This window comes from Citreimonas salinaria (assembly GCF_900107235.1).
Lineage (GTDB): Bacteria > Pseudomonadota > Alphaproteobacteria > Rhodobacterales > Rhodobacteraceae > Citreimonas > Citreimonas salinaria.
The window spans coordinates 37,629-52,501 of sequence record NZ_FNPF01000018.1; the positions used below are offsets into that span (position 1 = coordinate 37,629).

Genomic DNA, 14,873 nt, shown 5'->3' on the forward strand with positions numbered 1-14,873 from the left:
CGCCGCACGTCCCCCCGTGGATGGGTCAAACGCAGAGACGAAGGATGCGCGCGGCGATATCGTCCAGGTCTACCTCTTCCTCGACCGCGCCCATGCGCTGCGCTTCGGCAGGCATGCCGTAGACCACGCAGGATGCCTCGTTCTGGCCAAGCGTGCGGGCACCGCTGTCGCGCATTTCCTTCAGGCCGCGGGCACCGTCGTCGCCCATGCCCGTCAGGATGACACCCACGGCGTTGGCGCCGGCGACGCAACTGACCGATCGGAACAGCACGTCGACCGACGGGCGATGGCGGTTGACCAGCGGGCCGTCGCGCACCTCGACCCTGTAGTTCGCTCCGCTTCGGGTCAGCAGCATGTGCGACGATCCCGGCGCGATCAGTGCGTGTCCCGGCAGCACGCTGTCGCCGGTCTTCGCTTCGGTAACGGTGATCTCGCATTGCTCGTCCAGCCGCCGCGCGAAACCGGAAGTGAACGCTTCCGGCATGTGCTGCACGATGACGATCGGCGGCGCCGTGCGGGGCATCGCCTGAAGCACCCGGCGCAAGGCCTCGGTCCCGCCGGTCGACGCGCCGATCGCAATCACCTTGTGCGTCGTCTGAAGCATCGCCCGCCGCGGTGCCGCCTGTGGCAGAACCGCGTCAGCGTTCCTTTTTTCCTCGTTCGGAATCACACGCCGGCGCGACAGGTGCGCGTGCGATGCGGCCAGCACCGCATCCTGAATGCGGATCGATGAGTCCTCGAGGAAGCGGCGGGTCGACAGATTTGGCTTCTGGATGATCTCGACCGCTCCGGCCTCCAGGGCGGCCAGGTGGGTCGCGCTGCTGTCGCCGACCAGCGTCGAGCAGATCACCACCGGGATCGGTCGTTGCGCCATCAGGCGCTTCAGGAAGGTGATCCCGTCCATCCGGGGCATCTCGACGTCAAGCACTATGACGTCCGGAACTTCCTTGCGCATGCGCTCGGCGGCCTGGAAAGGGTCGTTGGCCGTCGCGCATACGCGCAGGCGAGGATGGGCGCTGATGATGTCGGCAAGCGTCTGGCGCACCAGCGCGCTGTCGTCGACGATCAGGACCTTCTTTTGTGGGCTCATCACGTGCCTACCTTCTGAAAGATCGACGGCCGTACCGTTCGAAGGTCGGTGCGATGGCGGATGTGAGACCCTTCAGTGTGTCCCAGCAGAAGAAAGCCACCGGGCCGCAACCGGCTGACGACGTTCTCGATGGCGGCCTCGCGCATCTCGTTGTCGAAATAGATCAGGACGTTGCGCAAGAAGACCAGATCTGCGGAAAAACGGCCAAGGCCGTCGCCCGACACGAGGTTGGCCTGGCTCCACGAGGCGAGGTTCCGCAGATCCGGCACGATCCGATAGCGCCCGTCGTCCTTGCGGGAGGACAGAAGGAAGCGCGGCCGCATGTCCTTCGGAATATCGCGGATCTGTGTGCGGTCGTAGACCGCCTGTGCCGCGATGCGCAGCACCTGGGACGAAATGTCGGTTCCGAGCAATCGCGCCCGTGCGGGCAGATTGTCGTGCAGACGCGCCTGTTCTGCAACCATGAGGGCAGAATACCCCTCTTGGCCCGAGGAACACGCCGCGCTCCAGAACAAGAGCTCAAGGGTCGTGCCGCGGCTGCCGGTCAGCGCCTTCAGGCCCTCGGACCGCAGCCACTCGAACTGCGGCGCTTCGCGGAAAAAGCTTGTGGTGTGGGTCGTCAGCGCTTCGGCAAAGCGCGCGTGCTCGTCCGGGTCGGTTTTTAGGCGCCGTAGGTAGGCCGCGTAATCGGCGGATCCCGTTGCGGCAAGGCGGCGACCAAGCCGGGAGGCAAGGAATTCCTGCTTGCGCTCGGTCAGGGTAATCCCGGTCAGCCTGAGCGCCCAGGCCGCGAGATCTTCGATGTCGGTCGAGCCGAGCCTGGGTGCGCGAGGAGCCGGTGCACGAGCAGAATTGGGCTGGATGGCGTTTGCCATGTAAGATCGCTTTCTTGCCGTGCGGGAGCCGGGTGTGGCCCCCGCTGAAGGTCCGCCGCGGCTCAGAAGAAGCCCGCGCCCGCGGTCAGGTCGAGCTCATCGCCGGCATCACCGAAGATGCCCTGCAGGTCGATCAGTACGATCAAATCCTCGTTCCGGCGCGACAGGCCCAGCAGGACGCCCGCGTCCCAAAGCGCGAACCCGTCGCGTGGGATCGGCTCGATCTCGCTCTGTGCGATCTGGTCGACGTTGCGCACGCGGTCCGCCTGGATCCCGATCTGCCGGTTACGGTAGCCGGTGGCGAATTCGAGGACCACCATCCGGGCCTCCTCGGCCCAATCGCCCGGCGCGACGCCCAGGCGCCGGCCCAGGTCGACGATCGGAACGCTCTGGCCGCGGACATCGACGACTCCAAGAACTTCGGAGGGCGCGTTGGGCAGCGGCGTGATCTTCTTGACGTCGATGATTTCGCGTACGAAGCGGACATCGACACCCAAGGTCTGGCCGCCCAGGTCGAATGTGAGGTACGTGGAGGACTCGTCCTCCTCCACGTCGGCCTCCTCGCTCAGGACCTCGTCCTCGAACATGGGATCAGCCTGCATAGCGCGTGAAGTCGGCGTCTGAAACGTCGCTCGACGACAGATCGAGATCGAAGGCTTCGACCGTCTTCGATGCGCTCTTCTTCGGCGCCTGCTTCGCCGCCACACTGGGGGCCGCCTTTGCGGGTCGCGGCGCGGCCGCTGCGTGCCTGCCGGCATCCGCCACCGTGAAGTAGCCGATGACCGCATTCAACTGCTGCGATTGTGCCGCCAGTTCCTGGCTGGTCGCGGCGGATTGCTCGGCGGCGGCGGCGTTCTGCTGGATGACCTTGTCCAATTCGCGGATCGCCTCGTTGATCTGCTCGGCGCCGACATTCTGCTCGCGGGTCGAGGCGCTGATTTCCTGGACCAGGTCGGCCGTGCGCTGGATGTTCGGCACCAAGGTCTCCAGCATCCGCCCGGCCTCGCCCGAGACTTCGACCGTCTGCGAAGACAGGCTGCTGATTTCGGCCGCGGCCTGCTGGCTGCGCTCGGCCAGCTTGCGCACTTCGGACGCCACGACCGCGAAGCCCTTGCCGTGCGTGCCGGCTCGGGCCGCCTCGACCGCTGCGTTCAGGGCCAGCAGGTCGGTCTGGCGGGCGATTTCCTGGATGATGTTGATCTTGTCCGCGATCGTCTTCATCGCGCGGACGGCGTTGCCGACCGCCTCGCCGGACTGGCGCGCATCTTCGGCAGACTGGTTGGCGATCTTCTCCGTCTGGGCCGCGTTGTCGGCGTTCTGTCGGATGTTGGCCGTCATCTCCTCGATGGAAGCCGATGCCTGCTCGGCCGCCGAGGCTTGCTGGTTGGAGCCGGCCGAAAGCTGCTCGGCGGTGGCCGACATGTCCGACGCGCCTTCGGCAACGTATGTCGCACTGACAGATGCGTTCGAGATCACGTCGCGCAGCTTGACGACCATGTCGCGCAGGGCCATGCCCAGCTGGTCCTCGTCCGAGCGCGGCTTGACGTCGGCGGTGAGATCGCCCTTGGCGATCGTTTCCGCCGCCCGGCTCATGTCCCTGAGGTCGACGACCATCTTGTCCATGGCGTTCAGCAGGTCGCCGATCTCGTCGCGCTTGTCCGACTTGGCATGGATATCGAGGTTGCCGCGCGCGACCTCGCAAGCGACCTCCACCGCACGGGCAAGACCGCGGCTGATTGTCGTCGACAGCCAGAAGGCAGCCACTACCGCAATGGTGGCGGCGACTGCGCCGAGCGTGAGGAGCAGGTTGCGCGATGTCGCATAGGCGGCGTGTGCGTCGTCCTGAGCCAACCCGAGGTTGTCGCGCGACATGGTCGCCATGGCCGCGGCGGCTGCAAAGCTTTCGTCGAACGCCGGCTCCAGTTGGTCTTTCAGCAGTCGGCTGGCGAGGGTGTTGGTGTTCTGTACCGACAGTTCGGTCGTCGCCTGCATCAGTTCACGCCACTCCTGCCAGGCGACGCTCAACGAGTCGAGTGCCTGCCGGTCGGCTCCGGTCGCGACTGCTTCCGCGGCTGCCAAGTGGTCCTGCAAGGACGCTGTTTCCGCTTCGATCCCGGCCTGTGAAATCTCGATCTTCTCCGCGCTGTTGTCGATGAGCAGGTCGCGCTCGTAGCTGTGGAGCGCGCGCAGGTTGTCCGTCAACGCGTCGACGTTCTCTTCCAGCGTCGCCAGCCGCGGATCGCGCAAGGTTGCCGATGCGATGCGTTCGCGCACGTTCGCGACGATCTCTTCGACCATCGTGTAGACGATTCCATAGGCCGGCTCGCTCTGGGTCTGGTAAGTTTCAAGCGCCCGGACGTTGGTCTTCGCAAGGCCGAGTTCCCGAATCTCATCCTCCGCAGCCAGGAACTCTTCCCATTCGGCTTCGAACCTTTGCAGTGCAGCCTCCTCGGTCTCGGTGAGGTTGAGCCGCCGCATGTTGCCGATGGCTTCGGCCACATGGAGGATTTCCGCCTCGGCTTCCTCTGCCAGGGCCGTTGCGGCGGCATCGTCGGGCTCCATCAGGTAGCTCTTCACAATGCTCATGGTGGTTGCGGCGGCGGCCTCCATCGTCAGGCTCTCGTCCAGCTGGGCGGCGGTGTCCTCCACCATGTCGTCCAGGGTTGCCTGCAGTTCCGCAGCTTCCTTCAGCGCCATGAAGCTGGACGCGCCGAGCAAAGCGATCAGGACCGCAAAAACCGCGATCAGTTTTGTCTTGATGGTAAGCCGCATAGTTTCGCTCTTTCTTTTCAAGCCTGTATCAATGGGAGGTCGTCGGCGCGAAGGTGGCTTCGACGTCGAGCAGGATGATCAGCGCGCCGTCCTTCTTGGCGACGCCCTTGAGGTATTCGGTCGGCCACCGGACCCCGAGTTCGGGCACCGGTTCCAGGTCCGACAGGTTGGTTTCTGTGATGTCGTCGACGGCGTCCGCCATCATCGCCACCTTCGTGCTTTCGCCCCCGACGACGAGGTCAAGCACGAGGACGCGACTGGTGGCGCATGGCCCCGCCGGCTTCATGCCCAGCCGGTGGCGCAGGTCGACGAACGGAGCGATCGCGCCGCGCACGTTGATCAGGCCCGGGGCGAAGGCATCGGCATTCGGCGCCCGTGTCACCGGCAGCGGGTCGATGATTTCGTCCACGTAGGTCACGGGGATGGCGAAGGTCTCTCCCTGCAGGGAGAAGGTCAGCGCCATGCCCTCGATCTCGGAGGTCTCGGTCATTTCGGGTTCCCGTGTCACGCGGCCACCCGGCGGGCGGCCTGGGCGCGCTTCACCAGCGCGGTCACGTCGAGGATCATCGCCACCGATCCGTCGCCCAGGATCGTCGAGCCCGAGAGCCCCTCGATCCCGCGGTGATAGATGCTCAGCGGCTTGATGACGGTCTGGTGCTGGCCCACGACCTCGTCGACGACCAGACCCATGCGTTTGCCGTCGACCGACGAGACGACGATGCGCCGGTCGTCCTCGTCCAGCCGGTCGAAGCCGAACAGCGTGTCGAGGTTGACGTACGGCACCAGTTCGTCGCGGATGCGCAGCAGCGCGCGGCCGCTCTCGCGCGCCTTCTCGTCGGCGGGCAGGTCGACGCATTCCTCGACGCTGGACAGTGGCAGCACGAAGGGCACGCCCGCCACCTTCACCAGCAACCCGTCGATGATCGCAAGCGTCAGCGGCAGGCGCAGCGTCACCTGCGTGCCTAAGCCCGGCCGCGACTTGACCTCGACCACCCCGCGCAGATCCTCGATCACGCGGCGCACGGCATCCATGCCGACGCCGCGTCCCGACACGCTCGACAAGCTTTTCGCGGTCGAGAAACCGGGCTCGAAGATCAGGTTGTACAGCTGTTCGTCGGACGCCTCCTGGTCCGCGGCCAGCAGACCGCGCTCGATCGCGCGTGCGCGGATCGCTTCCGCATCGAGGCCGGCGCCATCGTCGGTGACCGAAATCAGAACCTCGCCGCCCGATTGCCGGGCCTGCATCTTGACCAGGGCATGCTCCGGCTTGCCGCGCGCGGCGCGCTCCTGCGGCGACTCGATGCCGTGGTCGATGGCGTTGCGTATGATGTGAACCAGCGGCTCGGTCAGGCTGTCGATGACGTTCTTGTCGACCTCGGTTTCGCCGCCGCGCGTGTCCAGCTTGACCTGCTTGCCCAACTCGCCGGACAGGTCGCGCACGACCCTGCGGAACTTGCCGAACACCAGCTCGACGGGCAGCATGCGGATCGACAGGGTGGCGTCGCGCAGCCCCGTCACCAGCCGCTCGATCTCTTCGGCGACGCCGGCCAGCGCGGAATCCTGCACGTCGCTCGAAATCCGGTTGAGCCGGGCCTGCGCGATCACCAATTCGCCCAACTGGTCCATCAGCTCGTCGAGGCGGTGCGATTGCACGCGAACGGACGTGGACTTCGAGGGGACCTGCTCGGCCGCTTGCGCGGCTTCGGGGGCGGCCGGGGTTTCTTCCGAAGCGGAGCCCGGTGCCGATGCCGGCTCTCCCACCGGTCCCAGCTCGGTGATTTCCAGGTCGCCGTCCGACGCGAACAGGAATACCTCCTCGATCTCACCGCGCCCCGCCCCGGTCACCAGGACGACATGCCAGGCCAGGTGGCAGACCGTCGGATCCAGATCCTCTAGCGCGGGGACGTGGTGGCCCAGGCACGTGATATCGGCGGTGCCGAGATCGGCAAGCTCGGCAAGAAGAAGGTCGGGACGCAGACCGTTGCGCATGGCGTCCGGCGAGGGCCTGAAATCGATGACGAACCTGCGCATGGTCGGCGTGCCGTCCGAGGCGGGCGCGCTGCCGGGCTGCATCGTCTCGACCAGCCGGCGGATCTTCTCGACCAGTGCGTCGGTCTCTGCATCCGGGGGACGGCCCGCTTCGGGATCCGGTCCGCGCGCGATCATCCGTTCCATATGGTCACGCGACGCCAGCGAAAGCTGGATCAGGTCGGCGCTGACCGTGCCCTCGCCCGACCGGATGCGGTCGAAGGCGTTCTCGAAGTGGTGCAGGAATTTCGACAGCGCGGTGAAGCCGAACATCGCGCCTGAACCCTTCAGCGTGTGCAGTGCGCGGAAGACGGCGTCGATGCGTGCGCTGTCGGTCGGGCTTGCCTCGAGCTCCAGCAGCGTCACGTCCAGGCCTTCGAGGATCTCGGAGGCCTCCTGGATGAAGGATTGCGTGGCGGGGTTCATCTCGTCTACCCCAGCAGCTTGTTGACGACGGCGACCAGCTTGGCCTCGTCGAAGGGCTTGACCAGCCAGCCGGTCGCCCCGGCCTGCTTTGCCTCCATCATCTTTTCCTTCTGCGCCTCGGTCGTCAGCATCACGATCGGAATGCCGTCGAAGCGCCGGTCGGCCCGCATCTTGCGGACCATCTCGATGCCATTCATGTTGGGCATGTTGAGATCGCAGACGACCAGATTCACCGGTTGCGACCCCAGCTTGGCGAGGCCCTCGACGCCGTCCGCCGCGCCGATCACGGTGAAGCCGCGCGGCTCCAGCGTGAATCCGATCATGTCGCGGATGCTCTTGGAATCGTCCACCGAGAGAATCGTCTTCGTCACGTCAAAACTCCTTTTTCCGAGGCAATTTCGGCCAGCTCGACCTGTGCTCTGCCGCAAAACGAAACAGCGGCCGCCGAGCGCGTTTTCCGCGCACTGACAAGCAGTTGCAGCGTCAGCGGGGAAAGCGGTCCCTCGCCATCCAGAGTCACGCGGACAGTGCCGGCGCCGACTGCGTGCAGCGTTTGCACAAGGTCCGCATGCACCGCGCCGACGGTGGTCGGATCAAGGCTCGCCGGGACATTGAAGGTAATTCGGTGCAGGGTCGGTTCGGTCGTCACTTCGCTCTCCGCTATCGTTGGCCGGACCATAGGATCCAAATCCCAAACAGCGGCTTAAGCGGCGTCGCCTGGCGTCACGCGGAAAGGGATCTTTCCCTCGAATTGTCCACTTAACCGACCGGTAATCCGTCGGCCTCTACCCAAGCATTCATCGTGGGGAGGCGAAGCATGCCCAAAGAGTGTGAACACGGCGACCGTCAGGTCCTCGACGGTGTCGCGGTGGACGTGATGGAGCGTTTCGAAGACGGGCTTGGGCATCTGTCCCGGGTCCGCATGGGCGCTCGGGCCCTGGGCGAAACCGTCGAGAGCTTGTTGGCCCTGACCGAGGATCGGCACGACGGCGATGCCAAGGCCGAAGATCCGCTGGTGCAGTTCCTCACGCACGCGCGCGTGATCCTCGACCGCTCGGGCGAGACCGCGCGGCTGCTGTCCGAGCCGTCGTTTTCCGAGACGCTCGCGCAGATGGACTCGGATCTGCGTCAGTTGCGCGACCGCGCGACCGAGCTGCGCTCGGTGACCTACCTGACCAAGATCGTCTGCGCCGAGAACACCATCGAAAACGCGCGCCTCGACCCCTTCATCCGCACGCTTGAACAACGCTCGGTCGAACTGCGCGAGATTTCGGGCGATGCCATCCACGCCTCGTCCGCGATCAGGATCGCCAGCGGCGAGGCCGCGGCCAAGCTGTCGTCGCTTGGAGCCACGTTCGGCGAACTGGTCCAAACCGCGCAAGGCGCGGCCACCGAGATCGGTACGCTGGCCGAAGGGCACGCGCGACACATCGCGGTGGTCCGCGACAACAGCCGGCAGTTGGCCGAGGACATCGGCGGCGCGGTGACGCGACTGATCGACTGCCTGCAATTTCCCGACGCGTTCTCGCAGCGCCGCGAACACGTGGTCGCGATCATCGCGGCGCGCGACGCGACGACGGACGCGGCCGAAAGGCACGCCTTGGGCCGAATCGCGGCGGCACAGCTGGCCTCGATGGGCGAGGCGCTGGTCAGGGTAACGCAGGACGCGCAGGCGGCCCTGTCGATGGTGACGGCCAGCGTGGATGCCTGCGACCTGTCTGGCGGTGCCGCGCACGGCGGCCCGTCGGCGCAATGGCTGCAGGCGGCGCATCGCGGCAACGGCCTGATGCGGGAGGCCGCGGATGCGGGCCGGTCCAGACTCGACGCCTCGCTTGCCCTTGTCGACGGCGTGCTTGGGCACATCGCCGCTGCGATAGCCGGCCTTGAGGCCTCGGTCGATCTGAACGGCAGTCTCGAGAACTCGGCCCGTAACGCGGCGATTTCGGCCAGCCGCGCGGGGGATTCGGGCTCGGCGCTTCATGTTCTTTCGCAGAACGTCCACCAAGTGGTGCTTGCCACGACCACGCTGACCGAGCGGTTGGCCAAGGCGCTGCAGCGCGTGCACCGCGTATCGGACGATCTCAAGGGCGCCGGCCTGCGCGAGGAACTTGAAACCCTGGATCGCATCCAGTCCGGAGCGAAGGCGATGGCCGAAACCCAGAAGCACATGCTGCACAGGCTGGGGGGACAGCAATTAGATCTGTCCCGGCAGGCGAGCGAAATCCGTCACGCGGCCGAAAGCGCAAGCGCCGCCTTCAGGACGGCCGCACAAGAGGCACCGCGGCTGGAAATGATCGCCGCGCAGCAGGAACAGGTGCTGAACCTAGGCGAAGCCGACGCCGGCGTCGATCTGTCCTGGGTCGAGGCATTGTACACGATGGAGGAGGAGCGCAGCGTGCACCGCGCGCTATATCCCGCCAGTGCGTCTGCCGCCATGGGCGCCTCGGCCGTGGCCGAGGAGGCCGACGACGACCTGGATGGCTTCCTGATGTGACGCGGGTCCTCCGGGACCGAACGCCTCCGGCGCCTTCGCGATACCCAGGATACTCGGGCATTGTCTTTTCTGACTGAATCGGTCAGTTAAAGGCACGGCGTCGCACGCCCGCGCGCGAGGACAGCCAATGGTTCGCCACCCGCCAGTTTCCCGTGCCTGCCGCGGCGCGCACCGCCCGGGCGTGTGCGATTCCGGCTCGGCGTGATGCGCATCACACAAACGGACGAGGGAACGACATGATGATCCGCACTCTACTTGCCACCACGGCCATGACCGCCGGGCTTGCCGGCGCGGCGGGGGCGCAGACGACGCCAGAGGTGCTCGAAACCTACGCGGACATTGCCGCCGCGAAATACGAGGACAGCGCCATCGCCGCGCGCCGCCTGCAGGACGCCGTGGCGGCGCTGCTCGCGACGCCGTCGGCCCGGACGCTTCAGGCGGCGCGCGACGCCTGGCTCGAGGCGCGCGTTCCGTACCAGCAGACCGAGGTGTACCGGTTCGGCAACCCGATCGTCGACGACTGGGAGGGCAAGGTGAACGCCTGGCCGCTGGACGAGGGGCTGATCGACTACGTCGAAGGCGACTATGCCGGACCCACCGACGAGAACCAGCTGGCCGCGCTCAACGTGATCGCCAACCCCGAGTTCAGCCTGTCGGGCCAGACGATCGACGCGTCCGAGATCACGCCGGCCCTGCTCGAGGAAGAACTGCACGAGGTCGACGGGATCGAGGCGAACGTCGCCACCGGCTACCACGCGATCGAGTTCCTGCTCTGGGGCCAGGACCTCAACGGGCATGGCGACGGCGCCGGCAGCCGCCCCTGGACCGACTACGCCCAGGGCGACGACTGCACCAACGGCAATTGCGACCGCCGCGCCGAGTACCTGCAGGCCGCGACCGACCTGCTGGTGTCCGACCTGGAATGGATGGCGGCGCAATGGGCCGAGGGCGGCGAGGCGCGCACCGGGATCATGGCCGACGAGAAGGCCGGCCTGTCTGCCATGCTGACCGGCATGGGGTCGCTGTCCTACGGCGAATTGGCGGGCGAGCGGATGCGCCTGGGCCTGATGCTGAACGATCCCGAGGAAGAGCACGACTGCTTCTCCGACAACACCCACAACAGCCACTACTACGACGGCATGGGCGTGCGGAACGTCTACATGGGCGGTTACGTCCGGATCGACGGCTCGCTGGTCTCCGGGCCGGGGCTGGGCGACCTGGTGGCGGCCAACGACCAGGCGCTCGACGCCGAAATGCAGGCGCGGCTGGACGACACGATGACGGCGCTGGGCCGGATCAAGACCGCCGCCGAGGCGGGCCTTGCCTACGACCAGATGCTCGCACGCGGCAACGAGGGCGGCGAGATGCTGATCATGGGCGGCGTCGATTCGCTGATCGCGCAGACCCGCACGATCGAACGGATCGTCGCCGCGCTCGACCTCGGCGGGATCGAGATCGAGGGCTCGGACAGCCTTGACGATCCGTCTGCCGTCTTCCAGTGACACCCGGTCCGGGGGCGCGGTCGATCCGCGCCCTCGGCTCGGCTGAAGGATCTCCGATGATGCGCGTCTTCTTCGCCCTGCTGTCCTGTGCCGCCGCGCTGGTCGTCCCGGTCCTCGGCCTTGCCACGCAACCCGATCCGGTGACCTCCGACAGCCTGAGCGACGTGCACCTGAACGTGGTCCCCCGCACGGATGACGAGCGCGGGCGGGTCGCCAAGATCACCGCGCTGCCCACCGAATTCGACACCGCCTGGCCGTTCGAGGAGAACGCCGGTGGCGCCCAGACCGTGCGGGCACGGAACACGGCCGACGCCTTCTCGCAGCCCGCGGCCAATCTCAACTTCGCGCAGGAACTCGACTTCAAGGTCGGCAACGGGATGTTCCGCCGGATCTGGGTCTCGGCGCCGGCCTCGACGCTGGCCTCGGACGGGCTGGGGCCGCTGTTCAACGCGCGGTCCTGCCAGCGCTGCCACCTCAAGGACGGGCGCGGCCATCCGCCCGAAGGCCCCGACGACACCGCTGTATCGATGTTCCTGCGAGTGTCGATTCCCGCGCCGGAACCGGTCGACATCCAGCGCTACATCGCTGGCACCCATGCCACGGCGCCCGATCCGACCTACGGCACCCAGTTGCAGGATTTCAGCCTGCCGGGCCAAGCGCCCGAATACCGCCTGCAGATCGACTACGACGAGGTCGAGGTGCCCCTGTCCGGCGGCGAGACGGCGACCCTGCGCCGACCGACCTATACCGCGGCCGACCTGGGCTACGGCCCGCTGCACCCGGGCGCGATGCTCAGCCCGCGCATAGCTCCCCAGATGATCGGCATGGGCCTGCTCGAGGCGATCCCGGCCGAGGAGATCCTGGCCCGCGTTGATCCGGACGATGCGGACGGCGACGGCATTTCGGGTAAGCCCCAGATCGTCTGGTCCGACGCGCACGACGCGCCCATGCTGGGCCGCTTCGGCCACAAGGCGGGCAACCCGACGGTGCTGGAACAGACGGCCAGCGCCTTCGCCGGCGATATCGGCATCTCGAACCCGCTCCACACCGCCGGGTCGGGCGAATGCACCGATCTGCAGACCGACTGCACCGCCGCTCTGCACGGCGGAGATCCCGAACAGGGCGGGTTCGAGATCGATCAGGTGGGGCTCGACCTCGTCAGCTTCTACAGCCGCACGCTTGCCGTGCCCGCCCGCCGCGACGTGGACGCCCCGCAGGTTCTGCACGGACGCCAGGTGTTCTTCGACAGCGGCTGTGCCGCCTGCCACCAGCCGAACCACGTCACGCACCGGCTGGAGGGCGAGGACCCGGCCAGCTTCCAGCTGATCTGGCCCTACACGGACATGCTGCTGCACGACATGGGGCCGGGCCTGGCCGACAACCGGCCAGAGGGCCGCGCCGACGGACAGGAATGGCGCACCGCGCCGCTCTGGGGGATCGGCCTGACCAAAACGGTCTCGGGGCATACGCAATTCCTGCACGACGGCCGCGCGCGCTCGCTGCTCGAGGCGGTGCTGTGGCACGGCGGCGAGGCGCAGGCCGCCCGCGACATTGTGGTCGCCATGCCGCCCGAGGACCGCGTCGCGCTGATCCGCTTCCTGGAGAGCCTATGAAACCGTTCCGCACCGCCGCCCTTGCCCTGTGCCTCGCGGCGCCCGCCGCCGCCGGCGTCGACGAGGCGATCGACCGCCACGTCCTGCCCGGCCTGGCCGCCTTCGCGGCCGCGACCGAAACCCTTGCGCAGAACGCGGAGGCGGATTGCCGCCCCGAGGCGCTGCAACCCGCGTTCCAGGCGGCGTTCGACGCCTGGATGCGCGTCGCCGACCTGCGGCTCGGCCCGTCCGAGACCGGCGCGCTGTCGATCGCGTTCTGGCCCGACGCCCGCGGTTTCACGCCGCGCACGCTGTCGGGCCTGATCGCCGATCAGGATCCTGTCGCCCGCGACGCCGCGGCCTATGCCGAGGTGTCCATCGCCGCGCGCGGGCTCTTCGCGCTGGAAATGCTGCTCTACGACGAGGCCTTCGCCGGCTACGACGCTGAGAGCTACACCTGCGCCCTGGTCACCACCGTCGCGCGTGATCTGGACGGGCAGGCCGACGCGCTCGTCACGGTCTGGGCGCAGGACTACGCCGATACGCTGCGCAGCGCGGGCGAGCCGGGCAACGCCACCTTCCTGACGGAAGACGAGGCGATCCGCGCGCTCTACACGCAGATCCTCTCCGGCCTCCAATTCACCGCCGACCAGCGGCTCGGCGCTCCGATGGGCACGCTCGACCGCCCCCGCCCCGCACGGGCCGAGGCGCGCCGCTCGGCCCGCAGCCTGCGCAACGTCGTCCTGGCGGCCGAGGCGGCGCATGACCTCGCCGCCGCCCTGGCAGAGGGCCTGACGGATGGCGATCTGCCGCAGACCGCGGCCGCGATGGAGCGCGTGCGCGCGGCCGCGCAGGCCGTCGACGACCCCGCCTTCCAGGACGTGACCGACCCGCAGGCCCGCCTGCACGCCGAGGTGCTGCAACAGGCCGTGCGCGGCCTGCGCGACGCCATCGGGGCCGAGCTCGGGGCGCCGCTCGGCATCGCGCCAGGCTTCAACTCGCAGGACGGAGACTGATCATGACCACCCGCCGCGGCTTTCTCGCCTCGCTGCTGGCCGTCGGGGCCGCGCCGCGGCTGGGCTGGGCCGAAGCGGGCGATCCGTCCTACATCGCCGCCGCGCGCGACGCGGCCGGCGGCTTCGCGCTCTACGGGCTCGACGGTTCGGGCGGCGTCACCTTCCGCGTACCGCTGCCCGCGCGCGGCCATGCCGGCGCCGGCCATCCGGCACGGGCCGAGGCTGTTGCCTTCGCGCGCCGGCCCGGCGCGTTCGCGCTGGTCATCGACTGCGCGCGCGGCATGGTGCTCCACCGCCTGACGCCGCCCGCCAACCGGCACTTCAACGGCCACGGCGTCTTTGCCCGCTCGGGCACGCGGCTGTTCACCAGCGAGCAGGCCGGCGACACCAGCGCGGGCGTCATCGGGATCTGGGACGCCGAGGCCGGCTATGCCCGCATAGGCGAAATGCCGACCGGCGGCATCGGCCCGCACGACCTGCGGCTGATGCCGGACGGCGGAACGCTGGTCGTCGCCAATGGCGGGATCGCCACCGACCCGACCGACCGGACCAAGCTCAACATCCCCACGATGCGGCCAGGCCTCGCCTACCTCGACCTCGACGGCACGATCCTCGACCAGATCGAGCTGACGCCCGACCTGCACCGGAACTCGATCCGGCACCTCGCGGTGCGCGGGGACGGTCTGGTCGGCTTCGCGATGCAGTGGCAGGGAGAGACGGGCGCCGCGATGCCGCTGCTGGGTCTGCACCGGCGCGGCGCGGCGCCCGTGCTGGCCACCGCGCCACTGGCCGACGAGTTGGCGATGGACGGCTATGCCGGCAGCGTCGCCTTCGACGGCGGGGGCGCCGAGCTGGCGATCACCTCGCCGCGCGGCGGGCGGCTGCACCGGTTCTCGGACCAGGGCCGCTTTCTGGGCGTGGTGTCGCGCGCGGATGTCTGCGGGCTGGCGCCGGACGCCGCCGGCTATCTCGCCAGCGACGGGCTGGGCGGTCTGATCTCGGTCGAGGGCGGACGGCCGGCCCCGCTGGCGCGGCTCGACTGCGCCTGGGACAATCACATCGTCGCGCTGTAGCGCGC

The 14,873-nt window shown here is 68.0% G+C and carries 13 protein-coding genes; 5 read left to right on the forward strand and 8 right to left on the reverse strand.

The features are described from left to right. Positions 1–25 precede the first annotated feature (25 nt). From BLW27_RS17325 to BLW27_RS17360, 8 genes are all read right to left on the reverse strand, one after another. The gene (locus tag BLW27_RS17325) at positions 26–1,090 is read right to left on the reverse strand and encodes a protein-glutamate methylesterase/protein-glutamine glutaminase (protein WP_089885265.1); all 1,065 of its coding nucleotides are present in this window, start codon (positions 1,088–1,090) and stop codon (positions 26–28) included. Then, positions 1,090–1,965: a CheR family methyltransferase gene (locus BLW27_RS17330; protein ID WP_089885267.1), complete on the reverse strand. Its 876-nt coding sequence runs from the start codon at positions 1,963–1,965 to the stop codon at positions 1,090–1,092. Before BLW27_RS17330 ends, BLW27_RS17325 begins: the two co-directional genes overlap by 1 nt. A 62-nt stretch (positions 1,966–2,027) precedes the next feature. Then, a complete protein-coding gene (locus BLW27_RS17335; protein ID WP_177177968.1) occupies positions 2,028–2,552 on the reverse strand; it encodes a chemotaxis protein CheW in 525 nt (174 codons plus the stop codon). Between the two features lie 4 nt (positions 2,553–2,556). Next, positions 2,557–4,737, reverse strand: coding sequence for a HAMP domain-containing methyl-accepting chemotaxis protein (locus BLW27_RS17340; RefSeq protein WP_089885270.1), 2,181 nt, complete (start codon positions 4,735–4,737; stop codon positions 2,557–2,559). A gap of 28 nt (positions 4,738–4,765) precedes the next feature. After that, positions 4,766–5,227, reverse strand: a complete 462-nt coding sequence (locus tag BLW27_RS17345; protein ID WP_089885271.1) for a chemotaxis protein CheW — start codon at positions 5,225–5,227, stop codon at positions 4,766–4,768. A gap of 14 nt (positions 5,228–5,241) precedes the next feature. After that, entirely contained in the window at positions 5,242–7,191 is a 1,950-nt protein-coding gene (locus BLW27_RS17350) for a chemotaxis protein CheA (RefSeq protein WP_089885273.1), read from the reverse strand. Positions 7,192–7,196: 5 nt separating this feature from the next. Then, positions 7,197–7,562, reverse strand: coding sequence for a response regulator (locus tag BLW27_RS17355; RefSeq protein WP_089885275.1), 366 nt, complete (start codon positions 7,560–7,562; stop codon positions 7,197–7,199). Further along, positions 7,559–7,840 (reverse strand): hypothetical protein, encoded by a 282-nt coding sequence (locus BLW27_RS17360; protein ID WP_089885276.1) that lies wholly within the window; start codon positions 7,838–7,840, stop codon positions 7,559–7,561. The genes BLW27_RS17355 and BLW27_RS17360 overlap by 4 nt, the downstream gene beginning before the upstream one ends. A 168-nt stretch (positions 7,841–8,008) precedes the next feature. On the opposite strand from BLW27_RS17360, the gene BLW27_RS17365 reads away from it, so the two are divergent. From BLW27_RS17365 to BLW27_RS17385, 5 genes are all read left to right on the forward strand, one after another. After that, on the forward strand, positions 8,009–9,685 hold the full coding sequence (locus BLW27_RS17365; RefSeq protein ID WP_089885278.1) for a hypothetical protein: 1,677 nt from the start codon (positions 8,009–8,011) through the stop codon (positions 9,683–9,685). A gap of 239 nt (positions 9,686–9,924) precedes the next feature. Then, the gene (locus tag BLW27_RS17370; RefSeq protein ID WP_089885356.1) at positions 9,925–11,187 is read left to right on the forward strand and encodes an imelysin family protein; all 1,263 of its coding nucleotides are present in this window, start codon (positions 9,925–9,927) and stop codon (positions 11,185–11,187) included. A gap of 59 nt (positions 11,188–11,246) precedes the next feature. Beyond that, positions 11,247–12,800 (forward strand): di-heme oxidoreductase family protein, encoded by a 1,554-nt coding sequence (locus BLW27_RS17375; protein WP_089885358.1) that lies wholly within the window; start codon positions 11,247–11,249, stop codon positions 12,798–12,800. After that, positions 12,797–13,795: an imelysin family protein gene (locus BLW27_RS17380; RefSeq protein WP_089885280.1), complete on the forward strand. Its 999-nt coding sequence runs from the start codon at positions 12,797–12,799 to the stop codon at positions 13,793–13,795. Before BLW27_RS17375 ends, BLW27_RS17380 begins: the two co-directional genes overlap by 4 nt. A 2-nt stretch (positions 13,796–13,797) precedes the next feature. Continuing rightward, a complete protein-coding gene (locus BLW27_RS17385; protein WP_089885282.1) occupies positions 13,798–14,868 on the forward strand; it encodes a DUF1513 domain-containing protein in 1,071 nt (356 codons plus the stop codon). Positions 14,869–14,873 lie beyond the last annotated feature (5 nt).